Origin of the sequence: Thalassolituus pacificus, assembly GCF_025318105.1 — a bacterium.
GTDB classification, from domain to species: Bacteria; Pseudomonadota; Gammaproteobacteria; order Pseudomonadales; family Oceanobacteraceae; genus Venatoribacter; species Venatoribacter pacificus.
Window position 1 is genome coordinate 204,043 of record NZ_JAOANI010000014.1, and the last position, 14,782, is coordinate 218,824.

General features: G+C 52.1%; 12 protein-coding genes. 8 read left to right on the forward strand and 4 right to left on the reverse strand.

The annotated features are described in order from the left end of the window. Positions 1–55: 55 nt before the first annotated feature. From NYR02_RS05655 to NYR02_RS05665, 3 genes are all read left to right on the forward strand, one after another. Positions 56–937: a LysR substrate-binding domain-containing protein gene (locus NYR02_RS05655; protein WP_270049511.1), complete on the forward strand. Its 882-nt coding sequence runs from the start codon at positions 56–58 to the stop codon at positions 935–937. 100 nt (positions 938–1,037) lie between these two features. After that, the gene (locus NYR02_RS05660) at positions 1,038–1,421 is read left to right on the forward strand and encodes a DUF2750 domain-containing protein (RefSeq protein WP_260975411.1); all 384 of its coding nucleotides are present in this window, start codon (positions 1,038–1,040) and stop codon (positions 1,419–1,421) included. Positions 1,422–1,511: 90 nt separating this feature from the next. After that, positions 1,512–2,099, forward strand: coding sequence for a glutathione peroxidase (locus tag NYR02_RS05665; RefSeq protein WP_260975412.1), 588 nt, complete (start codon positions 1,512–1,514; stop codon positions 2,097–2,099). A gap of 38 nt (positions 2,100–2,137) precedes the next feature. On the opposite strand, the gene NYR02_RS05670 is transcribed toward NYR02_RS05665, so the two are convergent. Then, on the reverse strand, positions 2,138–2,710 hold the full coding sequence (locus NYR02_RS05670; RefSeq protein ID WP_260975413.1) for a VF530 family protein: 573 nt from the start codon (positions 2,708–2,710) through the stop codon (positions 2,138–2,140). A 165-nt stretch (positions 2,711–2,875) separates the two neighbouring features. Here NYR02_RS05670 and NYR02_RS05675 point away from each other — a divergent pair, with 165 nt between their 5' ends. The 3 genes from NYR02_RS05675 to NYR02_RS05685 all read left to right on the forward strand — a co-directional run bounded on the left by NYR02_RS05675 (position 2,876) and on the right by NYR02_RS05685 (position 7,491). After that, positions 2,876–3,355 (forward strand): MgtC/SapB family protein, encoded by a 480-nt coding sequence (locus tag NYR02_RS05675; RefSeq protein ID WP_260975414.1) that lies wholly within the window; start codon positions 2,876–2,878, stop codon positions 3,353–3,355. A gap of 99 nt (positions 3,356–3,454) precedes the next feature. Then, positions 3,455–4,834 carry a molecular chaperone gene (yegD, locus tag NYR02_RS05680; protein WP_260975415.1) on the forward strand — a complete coding sequence of 460 codons (1,380 nt, stop codon included), beginning with the start codon at positions 3,455–3,457 and terminating at the stop codon, positions 4,832–4,834. A 173-nt stretch (positions 4,835–5,007) separates the two neighbouring features. Beyond that, positions 5,008–7,491 carry an InlB B-repeat-containing protein gene (locus NYR02_RS05685; protein WP_260975416.1) on the forward strand — a complete coding sequence of 828 codons (2,484 nt, stop codon included), beginning with the start codon at positions 5,008–5,010 and terminating at the stop codon, positions 7,489–7,491. A gap of 44 nt (positions 7,492–7,535) precedes the next feature. On the opposite strand, the gene NYR02_RS05690 is transcribed toward NYR02_RS05685, so the two are convergent. From NYR02_RS05690 to NYR02_RS05700, 3 genes are all read right to left on the reverse strand, one after another. Beyond that, positions 7,536–9,500, reverse strand: coding sequence for a phytase (locus tag NYR02_RS05690; RefSeq protein ID WP_260975417.1), 1,965 nt, complete (start codon positions 9,498–9,500; stop codon positions 7,536–7,538). A gap of 108 nt (positions 9,501–9,608) precedes the next feature. Further along, entirely contained in the window at positions 9,609–12,350 is a 2,742-nt protein-coding gene (locus tag NYR02_RS05695; RefSeq protein WP_260975418.1) for a TonB-dependent receptor, read from the reverse strand. Then, positions 12,334–12,768 carry a hypothetical protein gene (locus tag NYR02_RS05700; RefSeq protein WP_260975419.1) on the reverse strand — a complete coding sequence of 145 codons (435 nt, stop codon included), beginning with the start codon at positions 12,766–12,768 and terminating at the stop codon, positions 12,334–12,336. Before NYR02_RS05700 ends, NYR02_RS05695 begins: the two co-directional genes overlap by 17 nt. A 59-nt stretch (positions 12,769–12,827) precedes the next feature. Between NYR02_RS05700 and NYR02_RS05705 the strand changes: the two genes are divergently transcribed. Both NYR02_RS05705 and NYR02_RS05710 read left to right on the forward strand, forming a co-directional pair. Continuing rightward, positions 12,828–13,739, forward strand: coding sequence for a diguanylate cyclase domain-containing protein (locus tag NYR02_RS05705; RefSeq protein ID WP_260975420.1), 912 nt, complete (start codon positions 12,828–12,830; stop codon positions 13,737–13,739). Next, positions 13,736–14,782 (forward strand): AraC family transcriptional regulator, encoded by a 1,047-nt coding sequence (locus NYR02_RS05710; RefSeq protein WP_260975421.1) that lies wholly within the window; start codon positions 13,736–13,738, stop codon positions 14,780–14,782. The genes NYR02_RS05705 and NYR02_RS05710 overlap by 4 nt, the downstream gene beginning before the upstream one ends.

Consider the following 14,782-nt stretch of genomic DNA (forward strand, 5'->3'; position numbering starts at 1 on the left):
AATCCCGCTGGTTATAAAATCACTTTTACATATTGGTAATAATCGGGCGAAAAAGATGCAATCAATCCCCCAGTGGGAGGGAATCCGTGAGTTTGTGGCGGTGGCGGAATCCTGCAGTTTTACCGCAGCGGCGGTGCAGCTTGGGTTGTCTACCGCGCAGGTGAGCCGTCAGGTGCGGGCGCTGGAACAGCGGTTGGGCAGTGAGTTGCTGTTCCGTACCACGCGGCGGGTGGCGTTAACCGAACCGGGGCAGTTGTATTATCAGCATTGTCGCCTGGTGCTTGACGGTCTGGCCGAGGCGGAGCTGGCACTCAGCAATCTGCAGGCCACGCCGCAGGGTAAGCTGCGCATCACTGCGCCGATGAGTTATGGCGAACGTCATATTGCGCCCTTGCTGAATGATTTTGCTCTGCAGTATCCGCAGATTCAGTTGCAGTATCTGCTTACTAACCAGAAGCTTGATCTGATTGATGGCGGTTATGACATGGCGGTGCGTCTCGGCAAGCTGGATGATGACCGGCTGGTGGCGCGTCGGCTGGCGTCGCGTGAGCAGTACACCTGTGCCGCACCGGCTTATCTGGCGGCCCATGGCGAGCCGCATTCGCTGGCGGAACTGAAGCAGCATAATTGCCTGGCCGGCACCCTCGATTACTGGCGCTTTAAAGAACACGGCCGCGAACGGGTGGTGCACATCAGCGGCAGCCTCAGCGCCAACAGTGGTCCGGCGTTGCTGGACGCCGCCTTAAAAGGGATTGGTATCGTGCAGCTGCCGGACTACTACGTGTTGCCGCACATTCAGCGCGCTGAATTGATCAGCCTGTTACCGGCCATCCGGCCGGTTAATGAAGGAATCTGGGCAATTTATCCGCAAAGTCGCCATCTCTCACCCAAGGTGCGTTTGTTAGCGGATTATCTGGAACAGAAGCTCAATGTATAAAAAGCGAAGGCTTTGTTATCCCGCCGCAAGTCGGTGATGACTTAACCTGCATGAGTCCTTATAGTGCGCTTTTTTACGTCAGGCCTTAAGGCAGAATGCTATGAGTTATCCCCTCAGTCCGAAAGAACATCAGGCCAGCCTGAAATTGTCGAACCATCAGCGCTATCAGCACTTTATTGACAAAGTCGTGGCGAACGGCGAAATCTGGAGTCTGGCCAACGACGAAGGCTGGGTAACCCTGACCTCCGAAGGCGACAACTGTCTGCCCATCTGGCCCCATGCCGATTATGCCGCTGAGTGGGCAACCGGCGAGTGGGAAGATTGCGCCCCCAAAGCCGTCGCGCTGGATGTCTGGCTGGAGCGCTGGACACCGGGCCTGAGCGCCGATGAAACCTATCTGGTGGTGTTCCCGAACCTGAAAGAAGAAGCGCTGCTGGTCGAGCCGAATGAGTTGGATGAAGCGCTGCGCGAGGCGATGGAGTAAGCTCGCCGGTGTGTGCGTTCATTGCTTGTTGTATAGGTTTTGTATAGTGTTGGTGTTCTGTGACATCAACCCTTTCCTGCGGAGAGCACCATGACTGTTATTCCCCTGCTTAAACGACTCGCCATGAGCGCTTTGCTGCTCAGCGTCAGCGCCTGCTCAACCCAGGCGGTTGCCATTGATCGCAGTGCTTTTACCACCACCGCTGAGGGCAATGCCTGTGCACCGATTTTTCAGCATAAAATGAAAAAGCTGCACAGTTCCAAAACGCTGGATCTGTGTGAAGTGGTGCAGGGCAGACCGGTGCTGTTAATCAACACCGCCAGCCATTGCGGTTTCACCAAGCAGTTTGGCGATCTGGAAGCCATTCATGAAAAATACAAAGACCGTGGTCTGGTGGTGATTGGCGTATCGTCAGATTCGTTTGATCAGGAAGCCAAGTCGGAAGAAGAAGCGGCGACCATTTGCTTCGAGAATTTTGGTGTCAGCTTTACCATGCTGGCGACCGTGCCGGTCAAAGGCGATAACGCTCATCCGCTGTTTAAAGAAGTAGCCCGCCAGGACACAGCACCGAAGTGGAATTTTTACAAATACCTGATTAACCGCGAGGGGCAGATCATCAGCTCCAACTCCAGTTTTACCATTCCCGGTGATGACGATATTGAAGCGCTGCTGAAATAAGCAAAGTGTTCGGTATTATCGTGCTCTGAAAAAGCTGCCTATTCGGCAGCTTTTTTCGCTTTAGCCCAGGGATCAACCTTAGTGCCAGACGCCGGCTTATCGTGTTTATCGGTAGTTTCCTCACGTTGACTGCGCGCAGGCGGGCGCTGTTCAGAGCGGGCGGCAGGGCGCCCTGAGGACTGTTGTCCGGAACGCTGACTATGATGTTGGCCTGAACGCTGCGGACGTCCGCCACGGCCAAAGGCCGCGGTTTTTTCTGCCTGTTTGGCCCGCAAGCGCTCGGCGTCTTCCAGACTCAGTACCGCAGGTTCGCCCGGAGTCTGGTCGGCCGGAATTATGCGGTCACGCGGAGGCAGGGCAAATTGTTTACCCGAGGCTTTGGGCAGGCTTTTAAACTGATACAGATAAAAGGCTTCAACCTTTTCCCGCGCCCAGTCGGTTTTTTTCAGAAATTTTACGCTGGATTCAATGCTCGGCTTGGTTTTAAAGCAGTTGATATTCAGATACGCATGGAGGATTTCAAAGCCATAATGATCAACAAGTTCAATCAGCAGATTTTTTAAACTGACCCCGTGCAGCGGGTTGTTCTGGTAATTGACCTGATCGTTCATGGCGGTATCCGGTAGGAAGAATGAACGCTCTATTGTACGGCTTTAAGGCGGGTGATCCTATAGCGCTTTTGTAGCCGGGAGTAACGATTGCCGAAACAATACAGCACCAGCTTTTCTCTCCACAATCAGCGCTGCTAAACTCGGGGTTAATAACGGAGGTTATCGATGACGCTGACTGAATTTCTGAGTGTTGATCCGCTGAGCTGGCCGGCAATTGCCGCCTGTTTGTTGTCAGGTACTATTGTAGGCCTTGAGCGCCAGCTGCGGGGCAAGCCGGTGGGTATCCGTACTTCATCGCTGATTGTGCTTGGCACCTATGTGTTTATTGCCTTATCTCAGGCGGTCACCACCGATGCTACCGATGCCTCGCGTATTATTGGTCAGGTGGTAACCGGTGTAGGTTTTCTGGGGGCCGGGGTGATGCTGGCCAAAGATGGTATGGTACTTGGCGTTACGTCAGCCGCGACCATCTGGGCGCTGGCCGCGATTGGTATCTGTGTCGCGGTTGCCAGTCCGTTGGTGGGTATCAAACTGGCGTTGCTGGTGGTCGCGATTCTGGTGGGCGTCGATATTCTGGAAAACTATTCCAACATGCTGACCCGTGGTGTCCATGCCCGCTACAGTGCCTGGCGCCAGCGCCGCTGATTTTTGTGGCTGTCTTTAGCGGCAGCCATTCTCCGACTTCCTTCCTTTTCCTCTCCGCCCTGTGCTACCTTGCGCCGCTTTTTTGCAGCGGGGGTTTTTATGATCTGTGGTTTTGACTATGGCACGTCCAATTGTGCTATCGGTGTGATGACAGAGGATCGTGTCAATCTGCTGCCGGTCGACGGCGAAAAAACCTTTATGCCATCGGCGCTATATGCGCTGGGCCGTGAATTAATCTGCGAGCAGGTCGGTCTGGGGCTGCCTGCAGGCATGCTGCGTGATGATTTTCTGCTCAGCCGCAAAGTGCAGTTACAGCAGGCACTGCGTGCCCGCCGTGAGCTGGAGTTAAGCAACGATGAGCAGGTGATGTTTGTTGGTCATCAGGCCTTTGCTCATTATTTTGCCGATCCGGAAGAAGGCTATTTTGTTAAATCACCGAAATCCTTTTTAGGGGCCAGCGGTTTACGGCCGGAATTTGTGCATTTTTTTGAAGATATCGTCACCGCCATGATGCAGACGGTAAAACAGCGTGCTGAGCATGCTTGCGGAAAAACGCTGACCCATACCGTTATTGGCCGGCCGGTGAATTTTCAGGGCTCACGCATCAGCGATAACAGCGCCGAACAAAGTAACCAGCAGGCGCTGGCTATTTTAACCGCCGCAGCAAAACGCAGTGGCTTTCAGCAGGTTGAATTTTTATACGAGCCGATCGCTGCAGGTTTAAGTTTTGAACGCAATCTTACTGACAATAAAACCGTGCTGGTGGTCGATATCGGTGGTGGTACGTCTGACTGTGCCATGGTGCGCATGGGGCCGGATCACCGTGGGCGCAGCGAGCGCAAAGCGGATTTTCTTGGCCACAGTGGTGAGCGGGTCGGCGGTAACGATCTGGATATTCAGCTGGCGGGTAAACAGCTGATGCCACTGTTCGGCATGACCGCGCCATTAAAAAGCGGCAAGCCGATGCCTACCAAAACCTTCCTCGATGCCGTATGCACCAACGATGTCGGCGCCCTTGGCCGTTTCAGCAGCCTCGAAACCGGACTCTACCTTGAACAATTACAACGTGATTGTTTACAGCCGGAACTCATTGCCCGGTTAATCCGCCTGCGTGATAACAAGCAGAATCAGCAACTGGTACGCAGCGCAGAAAATGCAAAAATTGCCTTATCCGACAGCGATAACACTTGTGTAGTACTGGATTATATTGAAGCCGGGCTGAATACCCATATTCAGCGCACGGAGCTTGAACAGGCCATTGAGCGTCCGCTGCAACGCATTATGGCGTTAATGCAGGAAGCGGTTGCTCAGGCCGGCGTGCAGCCGGATCTTATTTTTGTGACTGGCGGCAGTGCCCGTTCGCCGGTTATCCGCGAGGCTGTTGCCCGGGTATTTGGTGATATTCCACTGCTGGACGGTGACCATTTTGGCAGTGTGGCGTCAGGTCTGACGGAGTGGGCGGAGAAAATTTACCGTTGATTTCCGCCGGCTGACTGACCGCCGACTGACCATCGATAGGGTGTCGCGGTGGTCAGTGTCAGGCGCTTGCCCGGCGTTTCATCCATTCTGGTTACATCTTTCAACCTTTTGGCTGGTATAGCTTGTATCAGTATTCGCTTATCGTCAGGAACTATTCTGATGAGTCCTGTGATATGAGCGCCTTTTGTTTGCCTGAGCACAGGTCTGCCTCTTTATTTCTTGCCTGCGTGGTGTGCTTAACCACACTGCTGCCGTCTGTTCCTACTTATGCTGAAAAAGTGGTTGAGAAAAACCTGACGCTGACGGCGTTTATTGGTGCTGACTCAACGGCTGTCCAACTCAGCGATCATTCGGCGGGTGCGGATATTATTGATGGGCTGAAATTTTATCGCAGCAGCGACAATCATTGCGACAGTGAAAATTATGCTGCCTGCAACGCCGGACAGATGGATATTTTCAGCCGTGATGGCAGCAACAGTAATATTATTACCGACACCGCTGCGCAGTTAAATCAGACCGGCTATTACCGTTTTCAGCAAGGCAGTTTTTTCAGTGACCAGTTCGGTGTGACAGCCGGAGAGCATCTGACTGAAATGCCGGTACGTTTTGGCCATGCGACGGTAAAGTTTAAAAATAAAATCTGGGTTATTGGTGGCCGTACCCGCAGTACTTTTGACAATGATGTCTGGTCATCCGGCGATGGTGTTTCCTGGACACTGGAAACCGCCCATGCTGCCTTCAGGGGCCGTGCCGGACATTCGGTAGTCTCTTTTCCTGACCCTGAAACCGGCGAGGAAACACTATGGCTGACCGCCGGGATGACCTGGGACGGAGTTCCTTTTAATGATGTCTGGTCGTCAGTGGATGGTGTTAACTGGACTCAGGCTTATCCGACAGACCCGACTTCGGAGCATTTCCAGCGTCGGGATCAGACCCAGATAGTTGTTTTTCCTGATGCGGTAACAGGCAAAGACAAACTTTGGTTAATCGGCGGTGGTTTTAACTATTCGATGGCTGGTATACATTTTTTCGGGATTCTTAACGACGTCTGGTCATCGGTCGATGGCAGGAACTGGGTCGAAGAAACCAGCAGTGCTGCATTCCCGCCACGATTATCCCATCAGGTGGTTGTTTTTCCAGACCCGGTAACCCACGAAAAGAAACTCTGGTTGATTGGTGGGGGAACGGGTGGTGAAGACAGGTTCGACGACTACAAGCATGATATCTGGTCATCAACAGATGCGGTTAACTGGGTTCAGGTAAAAGAGACCAGCCCGTTTTCACGCAGAGCTCATCACCGGACCGCCGTTTTTACCGATCCTGTGGATGGTATTGAAAAGATCTGGCTGATGGGTGGTTTCTTTATGGGGACTACTCTGGGTGATATCTGGTCGTCTGCGGATGGCGAAAACTGGCAGAAGCGGCTTGAGCGTGGGGCATTTGTATTTTCCAGCCGTTATGGGCTGGAGGTATTTCAGGACCCTCAGACCGGCCAGCAAAGAATGTGGAAAATTGCCGGCAGAACACCAACCAATGGTCCGGAAAAAGATATCTGGGTATCCGACGACGGCGTTAACTGGGCGCAGGCTTACCAGCGACAGCTGACATTGTCCCCGACCTTTTATGATATTACGGCTGCGCCAGCCAGAAGCGGAAAGATATCTCCGGTTACCACCTCGCTGGTGCAGGGAGGCAATACTACGCTGACCGTTATACCGGATGCGCATTACCGTATTAGGAATGTGATGGGGTGTGATGGGGAATTAAACGGCAATCTTTATCAGATTAATAATATTGCCGCTGACTGCACGGTCATCGCCCAGATGGCGGCGGTTCTTTATACGGTTAATACCGTTGCAGAAGGTCAGGGAACACTGACGCCAGAGCTGAAACTCGTACAGGAGGGCAGTGACCTGCAATTAACGGTAACACCGGAGCCCGGTTACCGGCTTGCCAGCATTGATGGCTGTGATGGCTCATTGCTGGGGGATATTTATCGTATTAATAATCTGTCTGGCGACTGTACGGTAACGGCGGTATTTGAAGCTATTTTTTATACCGTTACCAGTAACGTGAGCGGAGGCGGTACGGTAACTCCGGCATTGATAACCATCGCTGCGGGAGCGGATGTCAGTCTTATTATCAATGCTGATGATGGCTATCAGTTAGCGGCTGTCACTGGCTGCGATGGCGAATTATCCGGTACCAGCTATACGATCAGTGCGCTGATGGCGGATTGCTCGGTCAGTGTCGAATTCCGTGCCATTGAACCTGACACTGTTTTTATCGCAACACCGGTGTTTGATATTCCGGCAGGAACTTACTCTGCAGCCCAAACGATCACCATCCACAGTGCCAGTGAGGATGTCAGTATCCGTTATACGCTCGATAGCAGCAGCCCGGATATTAATACCGGCAGTGTGCTGGATAATGGCGGTACAGTGCTGTTGACTGAATCCGCACAGCTTAAAGCAATTGCCGTTGATACTGAGGGCAATACCTCAGAGCTGTTGCAGGCAACCTATCGTATTGAAAAGAACAGTACGGCTGCCGGCAATAACTCATCCGGCAATAATGGCGGTGGGGCGTTGAGTCTGTTCTGGCTGTTGTCTTTGGCACTGCTTGTGACGCTGGCCGACCGGCGCAGGCTGGTATAAAAAAACGGGCCTGATTACAGGCCCGCGATTTTTACAGTGTGCGGCTAGGGTTTGAGTACAGGCTGAATCAGCGTCTGAATATCCTGCCAGTTCACATATTTAAAGTTCTGATTCTCTTCCGGCAGGAAATTACGTCCATCCTGCACAACCAGCATGCCTTGCGGGTATTCCGCGCCCAGATTGGCTGAGGTAACGGTTAAACCATCGGTTTCAGAAGCGCCATCAATGCCTTTTTCTGCATTAATACCCACGCGGAAGCGGCCAATATATTCATAGGGTGCTTCGGCCTGATAAAGCAAATAGCTGTCGTTGCCCTGGCTGGAAACTACCAGATAGGCTTCTTTACCGCTGCGGTAAATATCCATACCTTCGATATCGGCGACCAAAATGTCGGAAGCTGCTGCAACCTGGGTCAGTGTTGTTCCTGCATCGGCTTCTGCGCCAATGGTCCAGATAGCGACATCTTCTTCACCCAGAAATAACTGCTGTTTTATATCATCAGCAGCACAGCCTTCGGGTTGGGAATTGACGCGGAATTCACGCACTTTGTTACCATTCCAGCCAGTGGCTGAATCGGTAATTTCATATTGCTCAAAGCGACCGTCTTCGTCATTAATAAAAACAAAAAACTGTTCTTTAAGGTTTTTATACATGCACAGGCCATAAACATTATCCAGAGTGGTGGTAATTTCTGTAGTGGCGCTGACATGTCCGCTTAACGGATCAATATGAAATAGCGCAATGGCCTGGCGGTCACGCTGGCTGGCTGCAGCAATATCCGCAGGCTGGTTTTTAAAGGTAAAGCCCTGGCGCACATCGACATTGTTAACCCGTCCGGCCTGAAGTTCCTGCAGCTCCTGACCATTCAGATCATAAACATAAAGACCGAATTTTTTATTGGTGCCTAAAACACGGCTGTTTTCTGCTGTGTGAGTATTAACCCAGATGGCCGGATCGTCGGCGGCATCGCCGGTTTTCCGTACCGGTGTTGTTTCTGCCTGAGCGGCAATATTACGGATGCTTTCTTGTTGGCGTGCCTGTTGTGGCAGGTGAATACTGCTGCTGAATAACTGGCCGCTGTCATCATCCAGAATAATCAGACGGGTCGTACCGTCGCTGTTAATACCTGTACGCAGGTTGTCGCTGGCCAACGCCTGCTCGAGAATAACCGCGCGACCTGAACCGGTCGCCTGTTCGCTGCCAGACTGTAGTAAAGGGTAGTGGTGCAGAATATTGCCGCCCAACTCGGCAATAAATAATTGTCCCTGGCTGATGGCTAACGGACCGCCGTTGCTGTGCAACTGCCCCCACGGTTGTACCAGATCAACCGCCTGACGGCTCACTTCGCTTTCTGCACGGGCGCTGTAAGCCCAGACGCCAACATTTTCTTCACTGACAAACAGCTGTTCGCTGACATCGTCGACGACACAGTATTCACTGTTGGGTGGCAACGGAAAACGGCGGATTTCTTGCTGAGTTAACACGTTACCGTCGCTTTTAATTAACAGCTGGTGCGCCATTTGTTGCTCGTCGAGTACAAATAACTGCAGTGGTGAACCAACCGGTTGATACAGGCAGATTCCTTCAATCGGGTAGGTCAGTGCCTGACCAAACGCCAGATCGGTAATATGCTGTTTTTTTATGCGGTAGCTGACCGGGCGGTTATTTTCTTTATCGATACTGACAAACAGCGTGCCTTGCTGATCACGGCGCTGGTCGATAAATTCAGCCTGAATGTCTTTTTTATCCAGCAGGGTAAAGCGGCTGTCCTGCAATTGAATACCGTTGTCCGGCCCGGTACTGAGCCAGTATTTCTGCGTGGCATCACCTTCGCTGCTGATCAGAATGGCCTGCTCAGCGCTAACTGGCAGCATACTTGCCGACAGTGTCGCAGAGGGCAGACGGGGCAGATGACCCGTGGTTTCAGGCAGGTCGTTACTGGCACAGGCGGCGAGCAGCAAAGACAGTGTGGCAGTACTCAGAGCGCGGTTAAGGTTACGGATAGTCATAAATTAAGTCTTTCTCTTTATATCGTTGTGCATCGGTGTGAACGGCATTCGTTAGTAATCAGCACGTTAAAAACCGGACCCATAACAGGTCCGGCTGGCTTCTGACAATCAGAAACTGGTGTAGCTGATACCCACACGGTAGGTCGGACCGTAGTCTTCATACTGCGCGTTGTAGCGTTCTTTATTGACGTAGGCGTAATACGGCTCGTCGGTAATATTGGCGACTTCAAAACTGAGTTTCAGTTGCTCGGTCATTTTGTAAGAGGCATTAAAATCGAGCTGGGTCTGGGCGCTTTGGTAAACATCCCCTTTGCTGTTTTCCAGATTGCCGACTTCGGCCAGATATTCCGATTTATAGTTGGTTGCCAGACGCATGCTCAGGCGCTCATTTTCGTAACCGATAATAAAGTTGCCGGTAACGTCTGATTGATTCGGCAGGCTGATATCACGCTGCAGTAGTGTGCCGCTGTCATAAGCTGAAACCGTTGCATCTGAACGGGTAAAGGTGGTGTTGGCCGCAAGCAGCAAGCCATTAAAGGGTGCTGGCAGCATGTCCAGTTTGTGGGAAAACGCCAGTTCCAGACCGTTCAGCGTAGCCTGGTCGCCATTACGGAAAGTAATTACCTCGTCATACGCGGCGTAGTCAGCAGAGCCTGCCAGATCGGTTTCGTAAATAAAATTGTCGATTTTTTTACGGAAAACAAAGGCCGACAGAGTACCGGCACTGCCCATAAAATGTTCGATACCAAGGTCAAAGTTGGCCGCTTCCAGTGCTTTCAGATCCGGGTTACCCAGTTCGGCTTCGCTGCCGTCATCGGTAAAGTTCGGGCGCATCTGTTCAAAGGTCGGGCGAACGACGGCGTTGGTCCAGGCTGCACGTACCTGAGTACTGTCAGCCAGCTGCCAGCGTGCCTGTACCGATGGCAGTACATGGCTGTAGTCGTTGTCTTTTTTAACGGTAACCAGTTCATCGCTCTGGTTCAGGGCATTACCGCGCGCGCTGATTTTGGTTTGCTCATAACGCACACCGGCAATAACCCGCAGTTCGTCAGCATCAATACGGCCCATCAGGTAACCGGCATTGATATCTTCGTCGATGTCGTAGTCTTCCAGTACGGAATCTTCATCATCGAATGCGTCGGCACGATCCAGAGTTGCCATATAGCTGCGCACTTTATTGCTGGAAATTCCCGGCCCAAAACGTCCCAGACTGTAATCGCGTTCGCCACTGGCGAAATCACTCATCGAAACAGAGCTGTCTTCTGACAGGTCTTTATATTTCCAGGTATCGGCATCCTGAGATTTTTCACGCATTTTGGTTTTCGCACCAAACTTTACCAGTGCAGGATAATCCGCCAGATCAAAATCCCGGGTGATATCCAGCTGTGCCATGGTCTGTTTGTCTTCGGTATAGCTGCGTGTACGCTCGATTTTATCCAGCTCGTATTGGGCCGGATCATAAAATGCGGAAGGGGCGTTAATGCGTGGTTTACGGCTGTTGCTGAAGCTGAGGCCGGAAATATCGGCGGTGCTGACAAAATCAGCGCCGGCGATGGTGTCGGGTTCATCTTCAGAGGCTTTGCTGATGCCGACTTTATATTCCACGGTCCAGTCACCGATAAAATGATTGGCGCCCAGGGTTGAGGAGATAATTTTTTGCGTTTCTTCACGATCTTTCAGCGAGCGAACGACTTCAGCATCGCTGCTTTCACCCTGAGCAATGGCATCGGCAAATTCAATTTCGTTTGCAACCCGCTGTTCGTTATCGCTGAATTTGCTGTACAGGTTGTGCATATAAAAACTGTGATTAACGCCATGCTCGTAATCCAGGTTCAGTGCCGCCCCTAAGCGTTCACGCTCAATGCTGTATTCGCGTTGTTCCAGTTCTTCGAGTTTTGCGCCGTTATCAAAACCCCAGGCACCACCGGTTTCAACGTTGTCTGAGCCAAATTTGCGGTTATCAAAACTCAGTGCCGCCGCGACACCCAAACGACGGTCATTACCGAAATCAAAGGTATTACCGCCAGCAACGGAATAAGCCGGATTCGTGTGCTCGCTCTGTTCGTCATAACTCAGCTGCGTGGCGGCGGAATAAAATGCCCCTTCACGGTCGAGCGCTGAGATGCTGTTGATTTCAACCGCACCACCAATGGCGTTAGCATCCATATCCGGCGTCAGGGTTTTGGTGACCACCAGCGAGCTGAGCAAATTGGATGGAATTACGTCGAGGGCTACTGAACGACTGCCAGCTTCCGGCGCCGGAATTTGCGTACCGTTAACGGTCACGCTGTTTAAATCGGAGCTGATGCCACGGATACGGACAAAACGGCCTTCGCCCTGATCACGTTCGATGGATAAACCCGGCACCCGCTGTAAGGCTTCGGCAGCGTTGGCATCCGGTAATTGACCAATGGCATCGGCATTAATAACGCTGATCATATTGTCGGCGTAACGCTGGCGATCAAGAGCACGTTGCATTTGTGCTGCCTGACCAATCACCAGAATTTCTTCTACGTCTTGTTGTGCGTTGTTCAGCACAATATTGGCGGTCAGGGTTTCACCATCGCGGATGGTGATGGTGCGGCTGTCGACGGTCTTGCCACCGACCACGGTACTCAGCAGATAATCACCGGCCGGAACCTGCGGTAATCGAAAGCGTCCACCTTTGGCAGCCAGCACTTCACGGTTCATGCTGGCATCGCCCAGCATTTCCAGACGGATAACGGCGCCGCTGTATACGGTTTGATTGCGGGTGTCGCTGATCCGCCCTTCGAGGTTGCCATCGGCCTGGGCCAGTGCCGCACAGCTGAGGGCAATGATCGCCGCCAGTGGCTTAATGCAAAAATTCATGCTCGTCTCCATGTCGTTCTTTATCGATCGTTTTTATATCTGCCCCAGGGCCTGTCGACAGATCCTGGTGGGCAGCAGGTGGCGCGACGGTAGAAAGAGCGTATGACGGTTCTGTGACAGCCAATCGGTGATGCAGCAGAAAACCACGGTTTTCAGCGGCTTTCGGCCCGATAATGATCCGATTTAACCCTTGTGACTGATAACGGCAGGAGGTGTCAACATTGTGCAACAGACGATCAGGGTTAAGGCTTGCGTTGATGTTTACAGGATGGCTGAGCTCGTTCAGGGCAGGAATAACCACAGATTGTGATAGGCAAAAAACTGCCGGTATAAACGCAAATAATGCTGCGCCGTACTGAGCCGAATTAACCCCCGGGGTGATTTGTGCCGCATTAACGTTCATATCTCGATTTGTCATGCAGTTGTCATAAAGCCCTGCTAGTTATGCCAGCCATTATTGATTAGCCGGTATTATTTATGTTCAGCACGTTGTTTTTACATCGGCGCAAATTACTGTTGGTTTTTGGTTTAGCGTTGGCATCGGTTATAGCGTCGGTAATGGTTGGTGATGCCAAACACTGGCGTGAAATTGATTGGCTGGATGTTTTAGGTGAGGGCGGCAGTGCGGTCGCGGTGGCCATCTGGATGCTGTTGATTCTGGGCAGTCGCCCGGCGGGCAGGGTAACTGATCTGTTGACGCTGGGGTTGGGATTTATTTTTCTGGCAATGTGGCAGGATAATCTGGATGAATTTATCCGTATTCCTGCAGAGCAGTGGTGGGACGCCTGGCTGGAATCGGTTGCTATGCCGGTCGGCATTGCACTATTAACCTACGGTTTATTTCACTGGCACAGTGAGCAACTGTCGATTAACCGGCAATTGGCCAAACGTGAGCGGTTATTCCGCGAGCATCGTTTTATTGATGGCCTGACCCAACTCGGGCGCGCCGATTATTTAAAAGAGCAATTACAACTGCATTTAAACAGCACCCGGCCGATGACGCTGATGATGGTTGATATTAACGATTTCAGCAGTGTTAACCGTCGTTTTGGTCATCGTGAAGGGGACCGTCTGGTGCGCGAAATTGCTGAACTGCTGTTGTTGAATCTGCGTCAGAGCGATCTGATCTGCCGTTATGCCGGCGACCGTTTCGCATTGTTGTTGCCCGGTACCGAAGGCGAGGCCGCATTGCAGTTGGCACAGGAGCTGGAGCTGGCGGTACAGCATTTTGCCTTTAAACACAGCCACACCGGAGAAACACTCTATCAACGCATCAGCATTGGCCTGACTGAATGCCGCCCCGGCGATCTGCCTGCCCGGAGCATTGAGCGGGTAAATCAGGCCTTGCTGACGGCACAGCGTCAGCATGGCTGTTTTCTGGCTGCATGACGATGTATTGCGGTCGCTGGTATGAGCGTGACGAGCGGTTTATTGCCGCTCATCATCAGCCGGCGCTGCTGCTTGACCTGTTGCTGGCACGCGATATTTCCAGCCATAAAATACTGCGCGGCAGCGGTCTTTTTTATGAGGATATTCTGACCGGAAGTCATTACCTTTCACCCGCGCAATTACAGCAGTTAATTACAAACGGGCGGAAATTATTACCGCAAGAAGACCTCAGCTTTCGCTGGGGAGACAGTTTGTGGCCCGGACATTACGGCGTATTCAGTCAATTATTGGCCAATGCTCCGGATCTGGAGCGGGCGCTGCAGGCGCTGGTAGATTATCGACGGTTTTTATCACCACTGCTGGTTCCCCGTATTTATCAGGACGAGCGTTATTGTTACGTGCAGTGGCTGGATGCGTGCGGTCTGCAGGATGAACGGCGTTTTATGGTGGAAACGGCAATGACCGGTTTAACCGCCATGAGCCGCTGGCTGGCGCAGGAAACCTTACCCTGGCGCTATGGCTTCAGCTACGCGCAGCCTGCGCAGGATGAGCAATATCAGGTGTATTTGGGCCCGGATCTGCACTTTTCAGTAGGTGTGGATGTGATGATGATTGAAAAACACTGGCTGCAAAAAGCCTGGCCTCGGGGTTCTGCAACGGCTTATCAGGTTGCGTTGCGTGAAGCGCAGTTACTGATCGGTGAGGACGTGGCGATGAACGGATTTAATGAAGCGGTATACCACTATCTAACTCAGCAGTTACGTGCGCCGCAGAGCCTGCCCGAAGTGGCTCAGGCTTTTGCCATGAGCCCGGCAACTTTTAAGCGGAAACTGCATAAGCACCACTGCCATTTTCAGCAATTACAGGATCAGGCACGGCTGCATGTGTGCCTGTATTTATTTCACATTAATGGCTGGACCAACGAGCAGGTGGCGCATTATCTGAATTTTAATGACACCACCAATTTTCGCCGCGCGTTTAAACGCTGGTCGGGTCTTACACCGAGCGACAGCAAACAACGATTCTTGTTTGCTGCGGGCTGA

Excerpts from the sequence above, each read along its gene's own strand:
- NYR02_RS05685 (WP_260975416.1), top strand. The coding sequence starts at position 5,008 with ATGAGCGCCTTTTGTTTGCCTGAGCACAGGTCTGCCTCTTTATTTCTT.
- NYR02_RS05695 (WP_260975418.1), bottom strand. The coding sequence starts at position 12,350 with ATGAATTTTTGCATTAAGCCACTGGCGGCGATCATTGCCCTCAGCTGT.
- NYR02_RS05705 (WP_260975420.1), top strand. The coding sequence starts at position 12,828 with ATGTTCAGCACGTTGTTTTTACATCGGCGCAAATTACTGTTGGTTTTT.
- NYR02_RS05690 (WP_260975417.1), bottom strand. The coding sequence starts at position 9,500 with ATGACTATCCGTAACCTTAACCGCGCTCTGAGTACTGCCACACTGTCT.
- NYR02_RS05670 (WP_260975413.1), bottom strand. The coding sequence starts at position 2,710 with ATGAACGATCAGGTCAATTACCAGAACAACCCGCTGCACGGGGTCAGT.
- yegD (WP_260975415.1), top strand. The coding sequence starts at position 3,455 with ATGATCTGTGGTTTTGACTATGGCACGTCCAATTGTGCTATCGGTGTG.
- NYR02_RS05655 (WP_270049511.1), top strand. The coding sequence starts at position 56 with ATGCAATCAATCCCCCAGTGGGAGGGAATCCGTGAGTTTGTGGCGGTG.
- NYR02_RS05700 (WP_260975419.1), bottom strand. The coding sequence starts at position 12,768 with ATGACAAATCGAGATATGAACGTTAATGCGGCACAAATCACCCCGGGG.
- NYR02_RS05665 (WP_260975412.1), top strand. The coding sequence starts at position 1,512 with ATGACTGTTATTCCCCTGCTTAAACGACTCGCCATGAGCGCTTTGCTG.
- NYR02_RS05675 (WP_260975414.1), top strand. The coding sequence starts at position 2,876 with ATGACGCTGACTGAATTTCTGAGTGTTGATCCGCTGAGCTGGCCGGCA.
- NYR02_RS05710 (WP_260975421.1), top strand. The coding sequence starts at position 13,736 with ATGACGATGTATTGCGGTCGCTGGTATGAGCGTGACGAGCGGTTTATT.
- NYR02_RS05660 (WP_260975411.1), top strand. The coding sequence starts at position 1,038 with ATGAGTTATCCCCTCAGTCCGAAAGAACATCAGGCCAGCCTGAAATTG.